Annotated in this window: 15 protein-coding genes; 4 read left to right on the top strand and 11 right to left on the bottom strand. The window is 70.6% G+C overall.

The features are described from left to right. Positions 1-7: 7 nt before the first annotated feature. From ACYVDG_RS05445 to ACYVDG_RS05395, 11 genes are all read right to left on the bottom strand, one after another. Positions 8-1,867 (bottom strand): dipeptide ABC transporter ATP-binding protein, encoded by a 1,860-nt coding sequence (locus tag ACYVDG_RS05445; protein WP_460747213.1) that lies wholly within the window; start codon positions 1,865-1,867, stop codon positions 8-10. Then, the gene (locus tag ACYVDG_RS05440) at positions 1,864-2,766 is read right to left on the bottom strand and encodes an ABC transporter permease (RefSeq protein ID WP_460747212.1); all 903 of its coding nucleotides are present in this window, start codon (positions 2,764-2,766) and stop codon (positions 1,864-1,866) included. The genes ACYVDG_RS05445 and ACYVDG_RS05440 overlap by 4 nt, the downstream gene beginning before the upstream one ends. Further along, complete coding sequence (locus ACYVDG_RS05435; protein WP_460747211.1) at positions 2,766-3,722, bottom strand: ABC transporter permease; 957 nt, start codon at positions 3,720-3,722, stop codon at positions 2,766-2,768. The genes ACYVDG_RS05440 and ACYVDG_RS05435 overlap by 1 nt, the downstream gene beginning before the upstream one ends. Next, positions 3,722-5,320 (bottom strand): ABC transporter substrate-binding protein, encoded by a 1,599-nt coding sequence (locus ACYVDG_RS05430; RefSeq protein ID WP_460747210.1) that lies wholly within the window; start codon positions 5,318-5,320, stop codon positions 3,722-3,724. The genes ACYVDG_RS05435 and ACYVDG_RS05430 overlap by 1 nt, the downstream gene beginning before the upstream one ends. 206 nt (positions 5,321-5,526) lie before the next feature. Further along, on the bottom strand, positions 5,527-6,720 hold the full coding sequence (locus ACYVDG_RS05425; protein ID WP_460747208.1) for an acyl-CoA dehydrogenase family protein: 1,194 nt from the start codon (positions 6,718-6,720) through the stop codon (positions 5,527-5,529). A 77-nt stretch (positions 6,721-6,797) separates the two neighbouring features. Beyond that, on the bottom strand, positions 6,798-7,253 hold the full coding sequence (locus tag ACYVDG_RS05420) for a MaoC family dehydratase (protein ID WP_460747207.1): 456 nt from the start codon (positions 7,251-7,253) through the stop codon (positions 6,798-6,800). Beyond that, a complete protein-coding gene (locus ACYVDG_RS05415) occupies positions 7,250-8,467 on the bottom strand; it encodes an acetyl-CoA C-acetyltransferase (RefSeq protein ID WP_460747205.1) in 1,218 nt (405 codons plus the stop codon). The genes ACYVDG_RS05420 and ACYVDG_RS05415 overlap by 4 nt, the downstream gene beginning before the upstream one ends. A gap of 69 nt (positions 8,468-8,536) precedes the next feature. Beyond that, on the bottom strand, positions 8,537-9,277 hold the full coding sequence (gene fabG, locus ACYVDG_RS05410) for a 3-oxoacyl-ACP reductase FabG (RefSeq protein WP_460747204.1): 741 nt from the start codon (positions 9,275-9,277) through the stop codon (positions 8,537-8,539). Next, positions 9,274-10,500 carry a CaiB/BaiF CoA transferase family protein gene (locus tag ACYVDG_RS05405; protein WP_460747202.1) on the bottom strand — a complete coding sequence of 409 codons (1,227 nt, stop codon included), beginning with the start codon at positions 10,498-10,500 and terminating at the stop codon, positions 9,274-9,276. Before ACYVDG_RS05405 ends, fabG begins: the two co-directional genes overlap by 4 nt. Then, positions 10,497-11,672: an acyl-CoA dehydrogenase family protein gene (locus ACYVDG_RS05400; protein WP_460747201.1), complete on the bottom strand. Its 1,176-nt coding sequence runs from the start codon at positions 11,670-11,672 to the stop codon at positions 10,497-10,499. The genes ACYVDG_RS05405 and ACYVDG_RS05400 overlap by 4 nt, the downstream gene beginning before the upstream one ends. 123 nt (positions 11,673-11,795) lie before the next feature. Beyond that, the gene (locus ACYVDG_RS05395) at positions 11,796-12,596 is read right to left on the bottom strand and encodes an enoyl-CoA hydratase/isomerase family protein (RefSeq protein WP_460747199.1); all 801 of its coding nucleotides are present in this window, start codon (positions 12,594-12,596) and stop codon (positions 11,796-11,798) included. Between the two features lie 85 nt (positions 12,597-12,681). Here ACYVDG_RS05395 and ACYVDG_RS05390 point away from each other — a divergent pair, with 85 nt between their 5' ends. The 4 genes from ACYVDG_RS05390 (at position 12,682) to ACYVDG_RS05375 (ending at position 18,429) form a co-directional block, all read left to right on the top strand. Then, the gene (locus ACYVDG_RS05390) at positions 12,682-13,602 is read left to right on the top strand and encodes a LysR family transcriptional regulator (RefSeq protein WP_460747198.1); all 921 of its coding nucleotides are present in this window, start codon (positions 12,682-12,684) and stop codon (positions 13,600-13,602) included. Between the two features lie 170 nt (positions 13,603-13,772). Further along, the gene (locus tag ACYVDG_RS05385) at positions 13,773-14,972 is read left to right on the top strand and encodes a TAXI family TRAP transporter solute-binding subunit (RefSeq protein ID WP_460747197.1); all 1,200 of its coding nucleotides are present in this window, start codon (positions 13,773-13,775) and stop codon (positions 14,970-14,972) included. Beyond that, a complete protein-coding gene (locus ACYVDG_RS05380; RefSeq protein ID WP_460747195.1) occupies positions 14,969-17,041 on the top strand; it encodes a TRAP transporter permease in 2,073 nt (690 codons plus the stop codon). Before ACYVDG_RS05385 ends, ACYVDG_RS05380 begins: the two co-directional genes overlap by 4 nt. Before the next feature lie 47 nt (positions 17,042-17,088). Then, entirely contained in the window at positions 17,089-18,429 is a 1,341-nt protein-coding gene (locus ACYVDG_RS05375) for an MFS transporter (protein WP_460747194.1), read from the top strand. Positions 18,430-18,448: the final 19 nt, after the last annotated feature.

The following is an 18,448-nucleotide window of genomic DNA, read 5'->3' as shown; positions in this document are numbered from 1 at the left end:
CGTGGTGTCAGGCTCCGTCTGCGGGACCCTCCGGGTCCCAGCGGCGGATGCGGTGGCCGCCGCCCAGGTCGATCCAGTCGGGGTCGTCTGCCCCGCTGGGTGCCTCGGCGGAGACCCGCTCAGCCGCCGCGCCGGTAGGGGGAACCGGCGCGGTGCCCCCGCCCCGCGCCGGTTCCAGGACCGCCTCCATGAGGCGGCGGGTGTAGGGGTGGTTGGGTCCGGAGAAGACCGCGTCGACGGGCCCCTCCTCCACGACGCGCCCGTCGCGCATGACCGCCACCCGGTCGGCGATACCGCGGACGACCGCCAGGTCGTGGCTGATGAAGACGAACGCCAGGTCGCGCTGGGCGCGCAGGTCGTCCAGGAGGGCCAGCACCGAGGCCTGGACGGAGACGTCGAGCGCGGTGGTGACCTCGTCGGCGACCACCACGCGCGGGTCGCCGGCCAAGGCGCGGGCGATGCCCACGCGCTGGCGCTGGCCGCCGGAGAGCTGTTCGGGCAGGCGGTCGGAGAGGGCGGGGTCCAGGGCCACGTCCCGGATCAGCTCGCGGGCGCGGTCGTCGGCGTCGGAGCGTTCGGCGAGCCCGAAGAAGCGCAGGGGCCTGCGGACCGCGTCGCGGACGATGCGGCGCGGGTTGAGGGAGGTGTCGGCGTTCTGGAAGGCCAGCTGGACCCGCCGCCGGACGGCCAAGGGCCGCTCCCGTGCCCCGGCGGCCAGGTCTCCCTCCGCCCCGTTCCCGGGGTCCCCGTCGGGGCCGGTGCCGCTACCGCCGTCGCTGCCGCCGTGGAGCCGCATGCTGCCGGAGGTGGGTGCGCGCAGTCCGGCCAGGGACCAGGCCAGCGTCGACTTTCCGCTGCCCGATTCCCCCACCAGGGCGAGGACCTCGCCGCGGCGCAGGCCGAGCGTGACCCCGTCCACGGCCCGGTTGCGCCCGTAGTCGATGGAGACGTCGCGCATCGACACCACTTCGGGGGCCTCGTCCGGGACGGGCTCGCGCGAGCGCACGGTCCGGGTACCGTCCTCGGCAACCTCGGCCAGTCCCCGGTCGCCGATCCGGGGCACGCTGGCGAGCAGGTGGCGGGTGTAGGAGTGCTGGGGGTCGGCGAACAGGTCGTCTGTGGCGGCGGCTTCCACGACCTCGCCCCGGCGCATGACCACCACCCGGTCGGCCATCCGGGCCACGACACCGAGGTCGTGGCTGACCAGGACCGACGTCAGTCCGAGTTCCTCGCTGAGCCCGGCGACCAGGTCCAGGATGCGGGCCTGGGTGACCACGTCCAAGGCAGTGGTGGGCTCGTCGAGGACCAGCACCCGGGGTTCGGTGGCCAGCGCCATGGCGATCGCGACCCGCTGCTGCTGGCCGCCCGAGAGCTGGTGCGGGTAGCGGCGGGTGATGCCGTCGGGGTCGGGCAGCCCGACCTTGGCCACCAGGGCGCGGGCCCGCGCACGGCGCTGCTCTCGGGCCAGCCCCTGGGGCAGCAGCGATTCCTCGATCTGCCGCCCGATCCGCATCGAAGGGGTGAGGGCGTTGCCCGCGTTCTGCCCGACCAAGGCGACGTCGTTGGCGCGTAGGTCCCGCAGGCCCGCGGCGTCGAGGGAGAGCACGTCGCGGCCGACGACCTCCACATGGCCGCCGGTGACTTTGGAGCCGTGCCGCAGGTGGCCCAGCAGGGTTCCGGCGACGGTGGACTTGCCGCTGCCGGATTCCCCGACCACGGCCACGGTCTCGCCCGCGGCGGCCTTGAACGACACCTCGCGCACGACGGTGACGTCGGCGCCGCTCGAACGGTAGGCCACGGACAGGTTCTCGACCCTCACCACGGCGTCGCCCCGGTCGCCGGCGCCGTGCGGGTTGCCGGTACTCATGAGCTCTCCTTCGCGCGGTCGACGCCCCAGGCCTTGGCGAGGCCGTCTGCGGACAGGTTCAACCCGACGACCAGGGTCGCCAGAGCGATGATCGGGGCCAGGCTCGCCCACGGCACCACGACCATGGCGGTGCGGTTCTCCGCGACCATCAGCCCCCAGTCCGGGGTCGGCGGGTTGGCACCGAAGCCCAGGAACGACAGGGAGCTGATGAGCAGGACCACCCAGGAGGCGCGCATGGCGAACTCGACGGAGACGACGTTGGCGATGTTGGGCAGCACCTCGCGCACGAGGATGGACAGGGTGCGCTCACCGCGTGCGCGGGCGGCGGTCACGTAGTCGAGGGGCGCCACCCCCAGTGCGGCTGCGCGGACCACGCGCACCACCTGGGGCGCGTAGACGATGGTCACCGCCAGGACGATCACCACGGGTCCGGCGCCGAGCACGGTGACGACGACCAGTAGGGCCAGGATCGGCGGAATCGCCAGGACCGCGTCGAGCACGCGCATCAGGGCGTCGTCGAACCAGCCGCCCCGGAGCGCGGTGACGCAGCCGAGCAGGGTGCCCAGGGCGACCGCGCAGGCGGTCGCGGCGAACGAGACCATCAGCGCGTACTGCCCGCCGTACAGCACCCGGGTGAGCACGTCGCGCCCCATGGCGTCGGTGCCCGCCCAGTGTCCGGGGCTCGGGCCCAGGAGCGCCTGGTCGGGTGCGTTCGCGGTGGGCGAGTACGGGGTGATCAGCGGGGCGAGCAGGGCCAGCACGACGTGCAGGACGACCAGCCCGAGGCCGACCATCGCGGGCGTGGACCGGGTCAGCGAGCGCAGCGTCCGACGCAGGGTTCCGGGCGCCGAGGACGTGTCCGCTCCCTGTGTGCTTCCACCCTGGTGTGGCTCGGTCATCAGGAGCTCCTCTCACCGGTGCGCAGGCGCGGGTTGAGCGCCATCGCCCCGAGGTCGGCGGCGAGGTTGCACAGGACGTACACCACGGCGCTGATCACGGCGATGGCTTGGAGGACCGGCAGGTCGCGGTTGTGCACGGACTCCAGCATCAATTGGCCGATACCGGGGTAGTTGAAGACGTTCTCCACCACGGCGACCCCGCCGACCAGCCAGGCGACGTTCATCGCGATCACGTTGAGCGTGGGCAGCAGGGCGCTGGGCAGGGCGTGGCGGACCACGACCCGCGCGGTGCTGATGCCCTTGAGCCGGGCGGTGGTGACGAACTCGCTGGCCATGACGTCGATGACGCTGGTCCTGGTCATGCGCACGATGTAGGCGGTCATGACGACGGACAGGGCGATAGTGGGGAGCACGATCGCGGGCAGCAGGTCGGCGACGGGCGCGGAGGCCTCGTCCAGGACCACGGCGGGCAGGACGGGGATCGTGATGGACAGCGCGAGCACGAGCAGGGTCGCCACGACGAACTCGGGGACGCTCATCCCCACCAGGGTGAGCACGGAGATCACGGTGTCCGGCCAGCGGTCCCGGTACAGGCCCGCGAGCACGCCCAGCACTATGGAGGAGGTGACGGCGACGGCGATGGTGGCCACCGCGATCAGCATGGTGTTGCGCAGGTGCAGCCAGAGGGTTCCGGCCACGGCCTCCCCGGAGACCAGGGAGACGCCGAAGTCGCCGCGCACCACGCCGGTGATCCAGTCGACGAAGCGCAGGGCGGCCGGGCGGTTCAGGTCCATCTGGTCGCGCAGCGCGGCCACCGCATCGGGGGTGGCGTCCTGGCCGAGCACCTGGGTGGCCACGTCTCCCGGCAGCAGCTGCACGGCGGCGAAGACCATGACCGAGGCCAGGAGGACGGTGATGACCGCGGACAGCAGCCTTCTTGTCACGTAGAGCAGCATCAGGGCCTCAATCCGATGTTGAGGTAGTCGAACTCGAACCCGGTCTCCTGGTAGTTGAGGACGTCCCGGGAGAGGCCGACCAGGCGGTCGGCGAACATCGGGGTGATCGCGCCGCCCTCGTCCACCACCAGGCGCTGGGCGTCCTCGTAGAGGGTGCGGCGGCGGTCCTCGTCGGCGGCCCGGCGGGCGTCGTCCAGGAGGGCGTCGAAGTCCTCGTCGGACCACGCGGTCTCGTTGTAGGAGGAGCCGCTGCGGAAGACCTGGTTGAGCAGCTGGTCGGCGGGGCGTCCGGTGTACCAGTAGGTGGCCATCAGCGGCCGCTGCATCCAGATCTGGGTGTAGTAGGAGTCGGCGGAGGTGTTGCGCACGGTGATGTCGATCCCGGCCTCGGCCACCGAGTCACGGTAGGCCAGCGCCATCGGCGTGAACACCGGGTCGTAGCTGGAGGTGTACAGGTCCAGCCGCAGGTTCTCCTGGCCCGCCTCGGCGAGCAGTGCGCGCGCCCGGTCGGGGTCGTATTCGAGGGCGTGGTCGGTCCAGTAGGGGGTTTCGGGCGGGACCGGGTTGTCGTTGCCCACAACGCCGGTGCCTTGGAGAGCGACGTCGATGATGTGCCGCGGGTCGTAGGCGTGCTTCATCGCCCGGCGCACCCGGGGGTCGGTGAAGGGCTCCGCGGTGGTGAGCATCGGCAGGACGTACCACTGGGCGTTGACCGAGCGCGCGATGGTGGCCCGCTCGGACGCCTCGACCACGCGAGCTGTGGCGAAGTCCAGGTTGGTCTGGGAGATCAGGTCGACCTGCCCCGCCAGCAGGGCGTTGGTACGGGCCTGGATGTCGGTCATCGAGACCATATCGATGGCATCCAGGACGGGCGGGCCCTCCCAGTGGTCGCCGTTGGCGACCACGCGTCCCCGGCCTCCCGGGGAGAAGGCGTCGAGGCGGAACGGCCCCGTGCCGATCCCGGTCTCGCCGATCGTGTCGCCGCTGCCGTCGGGGACGACGTAGCAGTGGTAGTTGGTCAGGAGCGCGGGGAACTCGAAGTGGGGTTCCTTGAGCTCGACGACCAGTACTCCCGGCTCCGGCGTGCCGATCCGGCCCGGGTCGAGCAGGGGCTCGAGAACCGTTCCCTGGGGCGAGGCGAGCTCGGGGTCCACGATGCGGCGCAGAGTGTAGGCGGCGTCCGCCGAGGTGAACGGGGTGCCGTCGTGGAAGGTCACGCCGTCGCGCAGGCGGAAGGTCCAGGTGGTGCCGTCCTCGGTCGACTCCCACTCCGTGGCGAGGTCGGGCACCGCCTGGCCGTCCTCGTCCATGCGGACCAGGCGGTTGTACAGCGCGCCGAGGTACTCGTAGGCCGACAGCGAGCTGACCGGGTCGAGCGTCTCGGCCTGTGACGCGGGCGGCCGCGCCATCCGCAGTACCCCGCCGTCGGCGGTGGTACCGGTGGCCGCGCCCTCCGGGATCGGGGGTGCCGCCTCCCTGCCGGTCGTGCCGCAGCCGGGCAGCAGTACGGCGGCGCCGAGCGCCCCCGCGCCGCCCAGCAGTGCGGTTCTGCGCGGGATCCGCAGCGGGTCGCCCGCGGGGCGCGGTGGACGCGGCATGACTTCCCCTCAGTGTCCGTGGCCCGGTATCGGCGGAAACAGGTTAATCGTTCACTGAACGATTAAGGTGACCACTGAACGATAGAGGTTCGGCCCCCAGGATTCAACGTCCGCGGCGCGACGCGGAGGGCGTTCGCACACACGAGAGGAGCCGGGACACCCGTGCTGGCAGGGCGTCCCGGCTCCTCGAAGAGAATTCTGACCGGCTAGATCCGGTAGTCCTCCAGGAGTCGGCGGCCGATGATCATGCGCTGGATGTCCGCGGTGCCCTCACCGATGAGCAGCATCGGGGCCTCCCGGTACAGGCGTTCGATCTCGTACTCCTTGGAGTACCCGTACCCGCCGTGGATACGGAAGGACTCCTCCACGACGTCGCGGCAGTACTCGGCCGCCAGGTACTTGGCCATGCCGGACTCCAGGTCGTTGCGCTCACCGGAGTCCTTCTTGCGGGCAGCGTTGACGACCAGGGCGTGCCCGGCCTCCACCTTGGTGCCCATCTCCGCGATCCGGAACAGCACGGCCTGGTGGTCGGCGATCGCCTTGCCGAAGGTCTCGCGCTGCTGCGCGTAGGAGATACCGAGTTCGAAGGCCCGGTTGGCCACCCCGACGGCCCGCGCCGCCACGTTGACGCGGCCCACCTCGACCCCGTCCATCATCTGGTAGAAGCCCCGGCCCGGCGTACCGCCGAGGATCCGGTCGGCGCCGATCCGGTGCCCGTCGAGGATGAGCTCGGTGGTGTCGACCCCCTTGTAGCCCATCTTGTCGATCTTGCCCGGGACGGTGAGCCCCTGGGCGGTCTCGCCGAAGCCCGGCTCCTTCTCGACCAGGAACGTGGTCATGTTCCGGTAGACGGAGTCGGCGCCCTCGTCGGTCTTGACCAGGAGCGCAACGAGGTTGGCGGATCCGCCGTTGGTGAGCCACATCTTCTGGCCGGTGATCGAGTACCCGCCGTCGTCGAGCCTGGTCGCCTTGGTGGAGATCGCCGACACGTCCGATCCCAGCGCGGGCTCCGACATCGAGAAGGCCCCGCGCAGGTCACCGGCGGCCATCCGCGGCAGGAGATCCCTCTTCTGCTCCTCGGTGCCGTGCCGCATCACCATGTAGGCCACGATGAAGTGGGTGTTGATGACCCCGGAGACGCTCATCCAGCCCCGGGAGATCTCCTCGACGACCAGCGCGTAGGTCAGGAGCGACTCACCGAGCCCTCCGTACTCCTCGGGGATCATCAGACCGAAGATCCCCAGCTCCTTGAGCCCCTCCACGATGTCGGTGGGGTACTCGTCCTTGTGCTCCAGCTCGGTCGCGACCGGCAGGATCTCCCGGTCGACGAACTGCCGGACGACCCCGAGGATCTCCTGCTGCTCCTCGGTCAGTCCTTCAGTGGTGACGAGACGGCCCATCGCGGGCGCTCCTTCGGGTCGGGGTTGGCGGCGTCGCGGATTCGCGGGGGTACGTGGTCGCGGACTGGCGGGGTCGTTCAGGGTAGGAGGAGGGTGATGCCCTCGGCCACGCAGGCGGGTTTGTCCCGCCCCTCGATCTCGATCGTGAACCGGGTGCGCAGCCGGTGGGATCCGCCCCGTTCCGCCAGCTCCAGGAAGCGGGCGGCGAGCCGGACACGGCCGCCGACCGGGACCGGTTGCGGAAAGCGTACGGCGTCGACCCCGTAGTTGACCCGGGCGGACCCGACCGCTAGCTCGTAGATCTGGAGGGCGAGCCCGGGGACGAGCGACAGGGTGAGGCAGCCGTGGGCGATGGTGCCCCCGTAGGGTCCGGCCGCCGCGCGCTCGGGGTCGACGTGGATCCACTGGTGGTCGCCGGTGGCCTCGGCGAACCGGTCCACGCGCTCCTGGTCGACGGTCAGCCACGGGCCCGGGTCGAGGTCCGTACCGATCAGGGCGCGGACCTCCGCGATCTCGGTGATCTTCCGCGTCATCGGGTGTCCACCGCCTCGAACACGGCGGCCAGCCCTTGGCCGCCGCCGATGCACATCGTGGCGAGGCCGTACCGTCCGCCGCTCCGGTCGAGTTCGCGGGCGAGCGTGCCGACCATGCGGGTGCCGGTGGCACCCACCGGGTGTCCCAGGGAGATCCCGGATCCGTGGACGTTGGTGCGTTCCAGGTCCTTGGCGGTGAACTTCCACTCCCGCATCACGGCGAGCGCCTGGGCCGCGAAGGCTTCGTTGAGCTCGATGACGTCGATGTCGGCCAGGTCCAGTCCGGCCTGTTCGAGGGCGCGGGCTGTAGCGGGCACAGGGCCGATACCCATCACCTTGGGTGCCACACCGGCCGCGGCCCAGGTGCGCAGCCGGATCAGCGGCCGCAGCCCCAGGTGCGCGGCCCTGTCCCGGGTGGTGACGACGCACAGGGCCGCGGCATCGTTCTGACCGCTGGCGTTGCCCGCCGTGACCGTCGCGTCAGGGTTTTGGGCGCCCATGATCGGCTTGAGCCCGGACAGGCTCTCCAGGGTGGTGTCGGCGCGCGGGTGCTCGTCGGTGTCGACCACGGTGTCCCCCTTGCGGCCGCGGACCGCGACCGGCACGATCTCCTCGGCATAGACGCCGGAGTGCTGGGCGGCCACGGCGCGGGCGTGGGACGCCACGGCGAGTTCGTCCTGCTCAGAGCGGGGGATTCCGTATTCCGCGCGCAGGGTCTCTGCGGTCTCGATCATGCCGCCGGGCACGGGGTAGTGCGAACCGCCAGCGGTCTCGCGGGCTCGGACGAGCCCGTCGTGGACGCGGATGCCGCCCCTGGCCCCGCCCCAGCGCATGTCGGTCGAGTAGAACACCGCGTTGCTCATGCTCTCCACTCCCCCGGCGACCACCAGGTCCTGGGCTCCGCTGAGCACACCCATGACGGCGTTGAGAACCGACTGCAGTCCGGATCCACAGCGTCGGTCGAGGTGCTGGCCGGGCACGGTGACCGGCAGGCCCGCGTCGAGCGCGACGACGCGGCCGATCGCCGGTGCCTCGCTGTTGCCGTTGCAGTGGCCCAGGATGACGTCGTCGACCTCTGCCGGATCGAGGCCGGTACGCTCCAACAGTCCCCGGAGGGCCTGAGCGCCGAGGTCGACCGCCGTGACGTTCTTGAAGACGCCGCCGTAGCGGCCGATCGGTGTCCGGACGGGTTCGCAGATGACGACATCGCGCATGGGGCGCACCTTTCGTGGCGGTGGGTCGGTGAGGTCCTTGCCGGGGCCGGCGGTCGTACCGGTGGCCATTTACATGAACCGTCCGCCGGTGACCTCGGAGACCGTGCCGGTCATGTACGAGGACAGGTCGGAGGCGTAGAAGGTACAGACCGCGGCGACCTCGGCGGGTTCGCCGGGACGGCCCATCGGGATCTCGGACATCTTCTGGTCCCACGCCTTCTGGGGCATGGCTTCAGTCATCGCCGACCGGATCAGTCCGGGCTGGATCGCGTTGACCCGGACGCCGCGGTGGGCGAGTTCCTTCGCGGACGCCTTGGTCATGCCCACGATTCCGGCCTTGGCGGCGGAGTAGTTGGTCTGGCCGACCATGCCGGCCTTGCCGGACAGGGAGGAGATGTTGACGATCGACCCGCTTCCCTGTTCGCGCATGACGGCCGCGGCCAACCGGGTGCCGTTCCAGCAGCCCTTGAGGTGCACCGCGATGACCTGGTCGAACTGGTCCTCGGTCATCTTGCGCATGGTGGCGTCGCGGGTGATGCCCGCGTTGTTGACCATGATGTCCAGACTGCCGAACCGCTCGACGGCCAGGGCGGTCACGGCCTCGACCTGGTCGGCGCGGGTGACATCGCAGGCGACCGCGCGGGCCGTATCCGGCCCGCCGAGTTCGGCGACGGCCTCGGCGGCGCGGTCGGCGTCGACGTCGCCGATGACCACCCGGGCTCCGTGGGAGACGAACTCGTGTGCCACGGCGAGGCCGATGCCCTGGGCTCCTCCGGTGACGACCGCGGTGCGGCCCTCCAACAGGGTCATGGTGTCCTCTTCCTCGGGGTCGCGTTCACTGGTTCACCGACCGCCTCCTGATCGAGTCCGAGCTCGCGCAGAACCGCATCGGTCTGCGCTCCGAGCGCGGGCACCGGGTCCATGCGCATCTCGACGTCGCCGAAGGTCATCGGCGGAAGTACGGCGCGGACACCTCCGCGCTCGGTGCCGATGGTGCGCCACCGGTCGCGCTCGGAGAGCTGGGGATGGTCCACGAGGTCGGAGACCTGGTTGATCCGGGCCGCGGGGATGCCCGCCTCGGCCAGTCGTTCGTCCAATGCGGCGGAGGTCCACAGGCTGGTCTGGGCGGCCACGAACGCGTCGCACTCCTCCCGGTTGCGCACGCGCAGCAGGTTGGTCCGGAATCGGGGATCTTCGACGTACTCGGATAGGCCGAACACGTCCGCGACCAGCGCACGCCACCCCCGGTGGTTCTGGACCCCGATGAGGATCTCGCCGTCCTTGGTCGGGTAGGCGTCGTAGGGTGCGACGGACGCGTGCCCCAGCCCCATGCGGGGGACCTGCCGCTCCGCGTAGAGCTGCATGTACATGGCGTGGCCCATCCACTCGACGGCCGAGTCGAACATCGAGACCTCGATCGTGGCCCCCTCCCCGGAGCGCTCGCGCCGGAACAGGGCCGACAGCACGGACATCGCCGTGTAGAGTCCCGCGGCGATGTCGGCGTTGGGGACCCCGGTCTTGGTCGGTGTCTCCGGGGTCCCGGTCACCGAGACCATGCCGGACTCGGCCTGGATGAGCATGTCGTAGGCCTTGCGCGCGGCCTTGGGGCCGGAGGTGCCGTAGCCGGACAGGTTGACCACCACGAGCTCGGGGTGCTCCTCACGCAGTGCCTGCGCGCCGAGGCCCAGACGGTCGGTCGCCCCCGGAGCGAGGTTCTGGACGAACACGTCGGCCTTGGCGATCAGTGCGCGGGCGACGGAGCGGCCGTGCTCGGACTTGAGGTCGACGCAGACCGACTCCTTGGAGCGGTTCAGCCACACGAAGTGCGAAGCGAGCCCGTTGACGGCGTCGTCGTAGTCTCGGGCGAAGTCGCCCCCTTCCGGCCGTTCCAACTTGATCACGCGGGCGCCGAGGTCGGCGAGGTGACGGGTCGCGATCGGGCCGGCGACGGCCTGCTCGAGCGACACCACCACCACGCCCTCCAGTGGCAGGTTCCCGCTTGTGCTCTTTTCCCGCTGTTCCCGGCCTCTCACGTGCGCTTCGCACCTTCCTGGCGGACCAGGCCGCCCCCGATGATGAGCCGCTGGATCTCGCTCGTGCCCTCGTACAGGCGCAGTAGGCGGACCTCGCGGTAGATGCGTTCCACCGGGACCTCCCGCATGTAGCCGCTCCCGCCGTGCACCTGGACGGCCAGGTCGGCGACCCTGCCGACCATCTCGGTGCAGTAGAGCTTGGCGACGGAGGGTGCGATGCGCCGGTCCTCGCCGCTGACGTACTTGGCGGCGGCGTCGCGGGCGAGTGCCCTCCCGGCCGAGACACCCGTGTACTGGTCGGCGAGCATCGCCTGTACCAGTTGGTGCTCGCCGACGGGGACGCCGCCCTGGGTGTTGGCCGCGGCGTAGGACACGGACTCGTCGAGCGCGCGCTGGGCGGTACCGACCGAGAGGGCGGCGATGTGCACGCGGCCCCTGGCGAGCGAGCTCATGGCGGCCTTGTAGCCGACCTTCTCCTCACCGCCGACCAGTGCGTCCTCGCCGACCCGCACGGAGTCGAAGGTGACGTCGGCGGTCCAGGCGCCCTCCTGGCCCATCTTGGCGTCCTTGGGCCCCACGTTCACGCCGGGCGCGTCGGCCGGGACCAGGAAGACCGCGATGCCGTTGCCGTGCGGTCCGGGCTCACCGGTGCGGGCGAACGCGACGAACAGGTCGGCCAGCGGAGCGTTGGTGATGAACCGCTTCTGGCCGTCGATGACCCACTCTGATCCCTCCCTGGCGGCTTTTGTGCGCAGGCCCGCCGGGTTGGAGCCCGCACCGGGTTCGGTGAGGGCGAAGGCGGCGATGACCTCCCCGGAGGCGATCCCCGCCAGCCAGCGTTCACGCTGGGTGTCGGTGCCGAAGTTGACCAGGACCTGCCCGGCGATGCCGTTGTTGGTACCGAACAGGGACCGCAGCGCGAGGGAGGTGTAGCCGAACTCCATCGCCAGTTCGACGTCCTGCACGAGGTCCAGCCCGAGGCCGCCCCAGCGCTGGGGGATCGCGTATCCGAACAGGCCCATGTCCGCGGCGGCCCGGCGGAGGTCATCGGGGATGGCGTCGGTCGCCAGGATCTCGTTCTCACGCGGGACGACCTTCGTGCGCACGAAGTCGCGCACCTGTGCGTGGACGTCGGTGAAGTCTTCGGCGGTGACCTCTGTCTCGGAACTCATGGTCCCGATGATGGCCGCGGAATCTCATACGTGTCCAATACCTAATACCCACTGATTAATACCTCAAAATCAATAAATGAGGCAGGAGTGCCGATGCCGGGGGACGCCGCCGGCACCGGCCCTTCAGGGGTTGACGAAATCCGCGCGGCGGCGCTCCAGGAACGCGGCCCGCCCCTCAGCGAACTCCGGTCCGGCGAGCAGCTCCGTCTGCGCCTCGGCCTCCGCCGCCAACAGGGCGTCCAGGCTCTGGTCCGGCTGGGCCAGGATGCGCCGGGTCGCGGCCACCATCGGTGCGGACCACCGGGCCAGGCGCCCGGCCACCGCGACGGCGCGCTCCAGGGCCGCACCATCGTCGACCACCTCGTCGACCAAGCCGATCCCCTCGGCCTCCTCAGCCGAAACCGCGCGGGCGTTCATCAGCAGTTGGCGGGCCCGGGCAGCGCCCACACGCATGGGCAGACTGTGGAAGAGACCGGTATCGGCGACCAGGCCGATCCGGGCGAAGGATGCGGCGAAGTCCGCCCCGCGCCCGGCGACCACGGTGTCGCAGGCACACGACAGGGACAGGCCCAATCCGTAGGCACCACCCTCCACGGCGGCCACGACCGGCGTACCGGCGGTGAGCATCTGGCGCGCGATCCGGTTGACCAGGTCCAGCCTGACCCGGGAGACCTCTGGGTCCGGCGACATCGAGGAGATGTCCCCTCCGGCACTGAAGACCGGCGGCGCGCCGGTGAGGACCAGGGCGCGCACACCGGGGTCGGCGTCGGCCTCCTCGAGGGCCGCCAGGAACGCGCCTCGGTCGTCCAGGTCCAGGGCGTTGCGGCGCCCGGGCCGGTTCAGCGTGAGGATCCGGACGTGGCCCCGGTCCTCGGCGAGGACAGCGGGCCCTGAAACGTCGGGATGCGGCGTGGTGTGGTTCATACCGCCCAGCTTCGCGAGCCGGACCGCCGCGCGTCCAATACCCGGCCCATGGCCCATTGATACTCCCTTGGCATAGGTTCGGCCCATGAACCTGCACCATCTGGAAGCATTCCTCGCCGTAGCCGAGGAACTGCACTTCGGCCGCGCCGCGGAACGTCTCCACATGGCCCAGCCCCCGCTGACCCGCACCATCAAACAGCTCGAACGCGACCTGGGGGCCCAGCTGTTCGTGCGCACCACCCGTTCGGTGCAGCTGACCACGGCGGGCCAGGCGCTCATCGAGCCCGCCAACGACGTCATGGAGGGGTGCCGGGTGGCGCGCAGCGCGGTCCGGGCCGCCGGGGAGGGGCAGACGGGCCTGGTGCGCCTGGGGTTCGCGGGCCCGTCCTCACATCTGCTCGTCGGCGACCTGAGCCGGCTGGTACGACAGCGGCGGCCCGGGATCGAACTCCGGCTGCAGAGCACCACGTACGCCAACGAGGCCCTCAGGTCGGTGATCGACGGGGCCCTGGACCTGGCGATCGTCCGCTGGCGAGCGGAACCGCCGGGGATCGCGCACCGGATCGTGGTCGAGGAGCACTACGTCCTGGCTGTCCCCGAAGGGCACAGGCTGGCCGACCGCGAGGTCGTGAGCATCGCCGAGTGCCGGGACGAACCCTTCGTGTCGCTGCCGGCCGACCCCGGATCGAGCATGCGGGACGCCTTCATCCGCACCTCCTACGAGGCGGGGTTCTCGCCGAACATCGTCCAGGTCGCCTCGGACTCGTGGACCGTGATGGCACTGGTGGGTGCGGGGGTGGGGCTGACCTTCACCACCGACAACGTGATCGCCAACGTCCCCCAGGAGCGGATCCGCCCCGTGCGGATCGAGGAGCCCCTCGAACCCTCGCTCGCCCGCCTGGCGTGGCGCCGACACGAGGTGAGCCCGGCCCTGCGCGAGGTTCTCTTGGCCTCCGAGGAAGCCCTGCCCACCCCCGAGCATCTGGTCGACGCGGAGCCTTCCTGAGGGTCTTCCGCACCCCCGACTTTTTGCGCTCAAGCGATCCATGGAAGCCCACTGATGCCATCCAGGTATCAGTTGTCCCATGACAAAGTATTGGAAATGCGCGTGACCTCGCAGGCAGAGTGACCCAAGACACAGGGGTTCACCTGAGTCGATGCCTGGGAGGATCCATCATGCACCAGCCCGCCGCTCGCACGTGGCGAAGCGCCGCGGCCATCGTCCTCTCGGCCACACTCGCGGCCAACGGCTGTGCCACCGCCTCCGAGCTGGACGAGGACGGCCAGCTCCGGCAGATGGTCTGGAGTACCTACGGCACCGGCACCTCGACCTATGCCGACGTCGCAGCGGTGGCCGACGCCATCACCACGCACGAGGACACCCCCGTACGGATCATCACCTCCGACACGGGCATCGGGCGGCTCGCACCCCTGCGCGAAGGCCCGGCCCACTTCTCACGGACCGGTGACGAGTACATCTTCTCCTTCGAGGGAGATGAGGACTTCACCACCGAACTGTGGGGACCCCAGGACGTCCGCGTCGTCTGGGCACCCGTCGCGCCCCACGGCCTCCTCGTGCCGGACGACTCCGACATCGAAACCCTCGAGGACCTGCGCGGCTCCGACTTCCCCTACATCACCGCCAACCCGTCGGTGAACAACAAACTCGAGGCCTACTTGGCCTACGCGGGACTGACCTGGGACGACGTCAACCCCGTCGAGGTCGGTTACGGGGATCAGCCCGGCGCCCTGCAGTCCGGCATGCTCGACGTCCTCTTCCAGCAGGTCTACGGCTCGTCCCTCTACGAACTCGAGTCGGCCTTCCCCGTCCGCTGGCTCAGCATGGACGACACCTCCCCGGAGAGCGTCGGGCAGGTCACGTCCATCTCCCCCTCGGTCGAGATCGGCGAGTTCGGCGGCGCCCCCGGCCAGGAGGAGGGCGAGACCGACAACGGCATGCTCTACGCGGTTCCCGTCGTCACCTACGCCGACACGGACCCGGAGATCGTCCGCCAAGCGATCAGCAGCATCGTCGACAACTTCGAACACTACGAGGGCTCCACGGCGACGGTCCCGTACTGGTCCGAGGACGAGGTCCTCACCGCTCCCAAACAGGTGCCCTTCCACGAGGGCCTGGTCCGCTTCCTCGAGGAGGAGGGCGCGTGGACCGGGGACGCCGAACGCCTCAACGGGGAACTCATCGAACGCGGCGAAACGCTGCGCGAACGCTGGCCCGAGGTGGCCGGCGACGACAACCGGCGCGAGTCCTGGCCCGAGGTGAAGGCCGACGTACCCGTCCCCGAACCCGTCCCCGAAGAGGAACAGCAGGGCGGCACCGAGGCAGAGGACACCGCCAACGAGAGCGAGGAACGATGAGCGACCTCCCGCGCCCTGCGAGCGCACCACCCTCCGCCCCGCCGTCCCCCGGCAGCGCGGGGTCCCCCGCCACCTCCGACTCCCCCGGCCACGAGCGCACCGAGGGCGCGGCCGCTCCTCCGGCCACCGCGCGGTGCAACGGCCCTTGGCGCGGCGTCGTCATCGCGCTCACCGCGGCCGGCATCGCCCTGACCCTCAGCCAGGTCTTCTACTGGAACCCGTTCGGGCGAACGCTGCTCGTCAACGAGTTCCTCTACTTCGTCCTCGCGGCGTTCCTCCCGATCGTCTTCATCGCCTTCCCGGTGAGCAAGAGGCACGGCCGCACGGGCGTGCCCGCCTACGACGCAGCCCTCGCCGCAGCAGTCCTGGGCGTCAACGTGTACTTCGGACTCCACGGCGAGCGCATCCTCACCGAAGGGTGGGACTACGTCGCTCCCAGCCTGACCGTACTGCTGAGCTACGCGCAGTGGGTGCTCGTGCTCGAGGCGCTTCGGCGCACCGCGGGAATCATCGTCACGGGCATCGCCACCGCCTTCTCCCTGTATCCGCTGATCGCGGGCGGGATCCCGGTCGGGATCCTCGAGGGTATCCAGTACGACTTCGTCGGGCTCGCGCAGATGCACGCCATGGGTGTGGAGTCCGTCCTCGGCCTCCCCCTGCAGACCGCCGGAAGCATCCTCATCGGGTTCCTGCTCTTCGGTGTGGTCCTCCAGCACACCGGCGGCGCCGCGTTCTTCTACAACTTCGCGCAGTCGGTCTTCGGCACCACCCGAGGCGGGTCGGCCAAGGTCTCGGTGGCGAGTTCCGCGACGCTCGGCATGATGAGCGGCAGCGCGGTGTCCAACGTGCTCACCACCGGGCCGATGACCATCCCGGCCATGAAGCGCTCCGGGTTCTCCGGCAAGTACGCCGCGGGCGTCGAGGCCACCGCTTCCTCCGGCGGCTCCATCACCCCGCCGATCATGGGCACCGCGGCTTTCCTGATGGTGTCCTTCGTGGGCGTGCCCTACGCGGAGATCGCCCTGGCCGCCGCCATCCCGGCCCTGCTGTTCTTCCTCGGCATCTACACCCAGGTGGACGCCTACGCGGCCAAGCACCGCCTGCACGGCCTCCCTCGCGCCCAACTGCCCCGGCTCGCTCCCGTGCTGGTCCAGGGGTGGCCCTACCTGCTCGCGATCGCCGGTCTCCTCCTCCTGTTGGTGTACTACCACCGCGAGGCGCAGGCCCCGTTCATCATCGTCACCGGCCTGCTGCTGTACTCGCTGCTGCGGCCCCGTGACCCGCTCCGCGGGCGCCAGGTCGCCGACCTCTTCTACGGTGCGGGGCGCACGATCGCCGAGATCGTCGGGATCATCGCCGGTGTCGGCCTGATCATCGGCGGCCTGTCGATGACCGGTGTCTCACTCTCCCTGGCCCGCGAGATGGTGCACGCTATGGGCGGCTCGGTGGCACTCGTCCTCATCGCCGGTGCCGTCACGTCCTTCGTCCTGGGGATGGGGATGACGGTCTCCGCGGTGTACGTCCTGCTCGCCATCGTCTTGGCTCCGGCCCTAGTGTCCCTGGGCATCGATCCGATCGCGGCGCACCTGTTCGTCATCTACTGGGCCACGGTCTCCTACATCACCCCGCCGGTGGCGCTGGCCGCCTTCGCCGCCGCGGGGATCGCCGGGACGAAACCGATAGCCACGAGCCTGACGGCGATGCGGTTGGGCGCGGTCAAGTACGTCGTCCCGTTCTGCTTCGTCCTCAACCCCGCGCTGGTGGGGCGGGCCGACGCGACCGACGTCGGTGTCGCCGTGCTGTTCGCCGTCATCGGGGTCGTCGTCATGGGCTGCGCCTTCGAGGGGTACCTGGTCGGGGCGGAACGGACCCTGACCCCCCTGGCCCGCGTGGTCGCCCTGGCCGCAGGGCTGGTGATCCTGACCCCCGGCGTGGTCAGCGCCCTGGTGGGACTGGCGGTGGCCGCCGTGCTCGCCCTGGTGGTCCGGCTGACCGGTGCCCCGATCCCCGCCGAGAAGCCGACCGGGCGGGAGCTCGAAGCCGGGGCCGCGACGAGCCAAGGAGAGTGACCGTCCCGGGGGAAGCCGCGCCCCGTGGCCCTGCCGAGCCCAGGCGCATGGCCTACGTCGTGCTGTTGGCCAGCTCGACCCTGGGCACCCTGACCAGCACCATCATCAGCGCACCGATCAACGTCATCGCCTCCGCCCTGGGAGCGTCGCCGAGCGGCATCGTCTTCGCCGTCAGCGCCTTCACGCTGGCGATGGTGCTGTTCTCACCGGTGGCCGGTTGGATGTGCGAGCGGCTGGGCCCCCGGCTCGTCCTCACGTCCTCCCTCGCGCTGATGGTGCTGGCCCAGATCGGTGCCGCCTCCAGCCAGGAGCTGTGGTTCCTGGTCCTGATGCGCGCGTTCCAGGGGATCGCCTGTTCTGCCACACCACCCGCGGTGCAGCAGACGCTCGCCTACTTCTGGCCCCGGCAACGGGCACGGCTGATGGCTGCCTGGGCCTCGGCGATCGGTGTCGGCCAGGCTTTGGGGCTACCGTTGGGCGGACTGATCGCCGACCTGTTCGGGTGGCGGGCGGTCTTCGGGGCCCACGCGCTGATCAGCCTGGCCGTCATGGTGCTGATCGCGAGGTTGGTGCCCGCCGCCCCCTCCGGGCGCCCGCCGATGCACGCCACGGGCATGGTCACCCTGATCGTCGGGGTGGGCTCGCTGGTGGGCGCGTTCACCTGGGCGGGACAGCAGGGCGGCCTGGCCGTCGGACTGGGGCTCGTCGGCTGCGGTGTGGTCGCGCTGTGCGCACACGCACTGCTCGCCCACTACAGTCCGGCGGCCCTGGTCGACCTCCGCCTGCTGGTCGAGCGCCGGTACCTGCGCAGCACCGCCGCAGCGGGCACGGTGATGACGTGTCTGGGGGTCGTGGTCGTCGCTACCCCGCTCCACCTGGGCCGCGACTTCGGGATGGGCCCGGAGGTGATCGCACTGATCACGCTCTCCCTGGCAGTGTCGATGACGTTGTTCGCACCCGTGTCGTCCTGGATCGGTGCGCGGCACTCTCCGCGGGCGGTCCTCCGGGGAGGGCTCGCGGCGCTCGGCCTGGGACTGCTGGCTCTGGGCGCGGTGAGTACGGCCGACTACCGGGTCGCGGTGGTGGCGGTGACGGTCACGGTCCTGGTGGTCGTGGGATCGGCCATCGGCGCGGTGCAGAGCAGCGCCGCGCTCGGCGTCATGCGTTCGACCGCCGCCACGCACGGCACAGCCCTGGGCATCCACAACATGGTGCGTTTCTCCGGCCTGGCCAGCGGATACGCCTGGGTCGCGCTCAGTTTTCCCTTGGGGAACCTGTTCGTCGTCTACGCGGGGCCGGTGGTGCTCGTGCTGGTCTCGTTCGGCCTGTTGCTGGGGCCTCCAGCGGCGCCGCCGGTCGAGCACTCGACCGCGGACGAGCCGACGTAGGGTGTGCCGCCCGGGCTCG

The sequence above is a fragment of the Nocardiopsis oceani genome (genome assembly GCF_054777395.1).
Note: the sequence above shows the minus strand (reverse complement) of the source record. Positions and strands in the feature narration are given on the sequence as shown.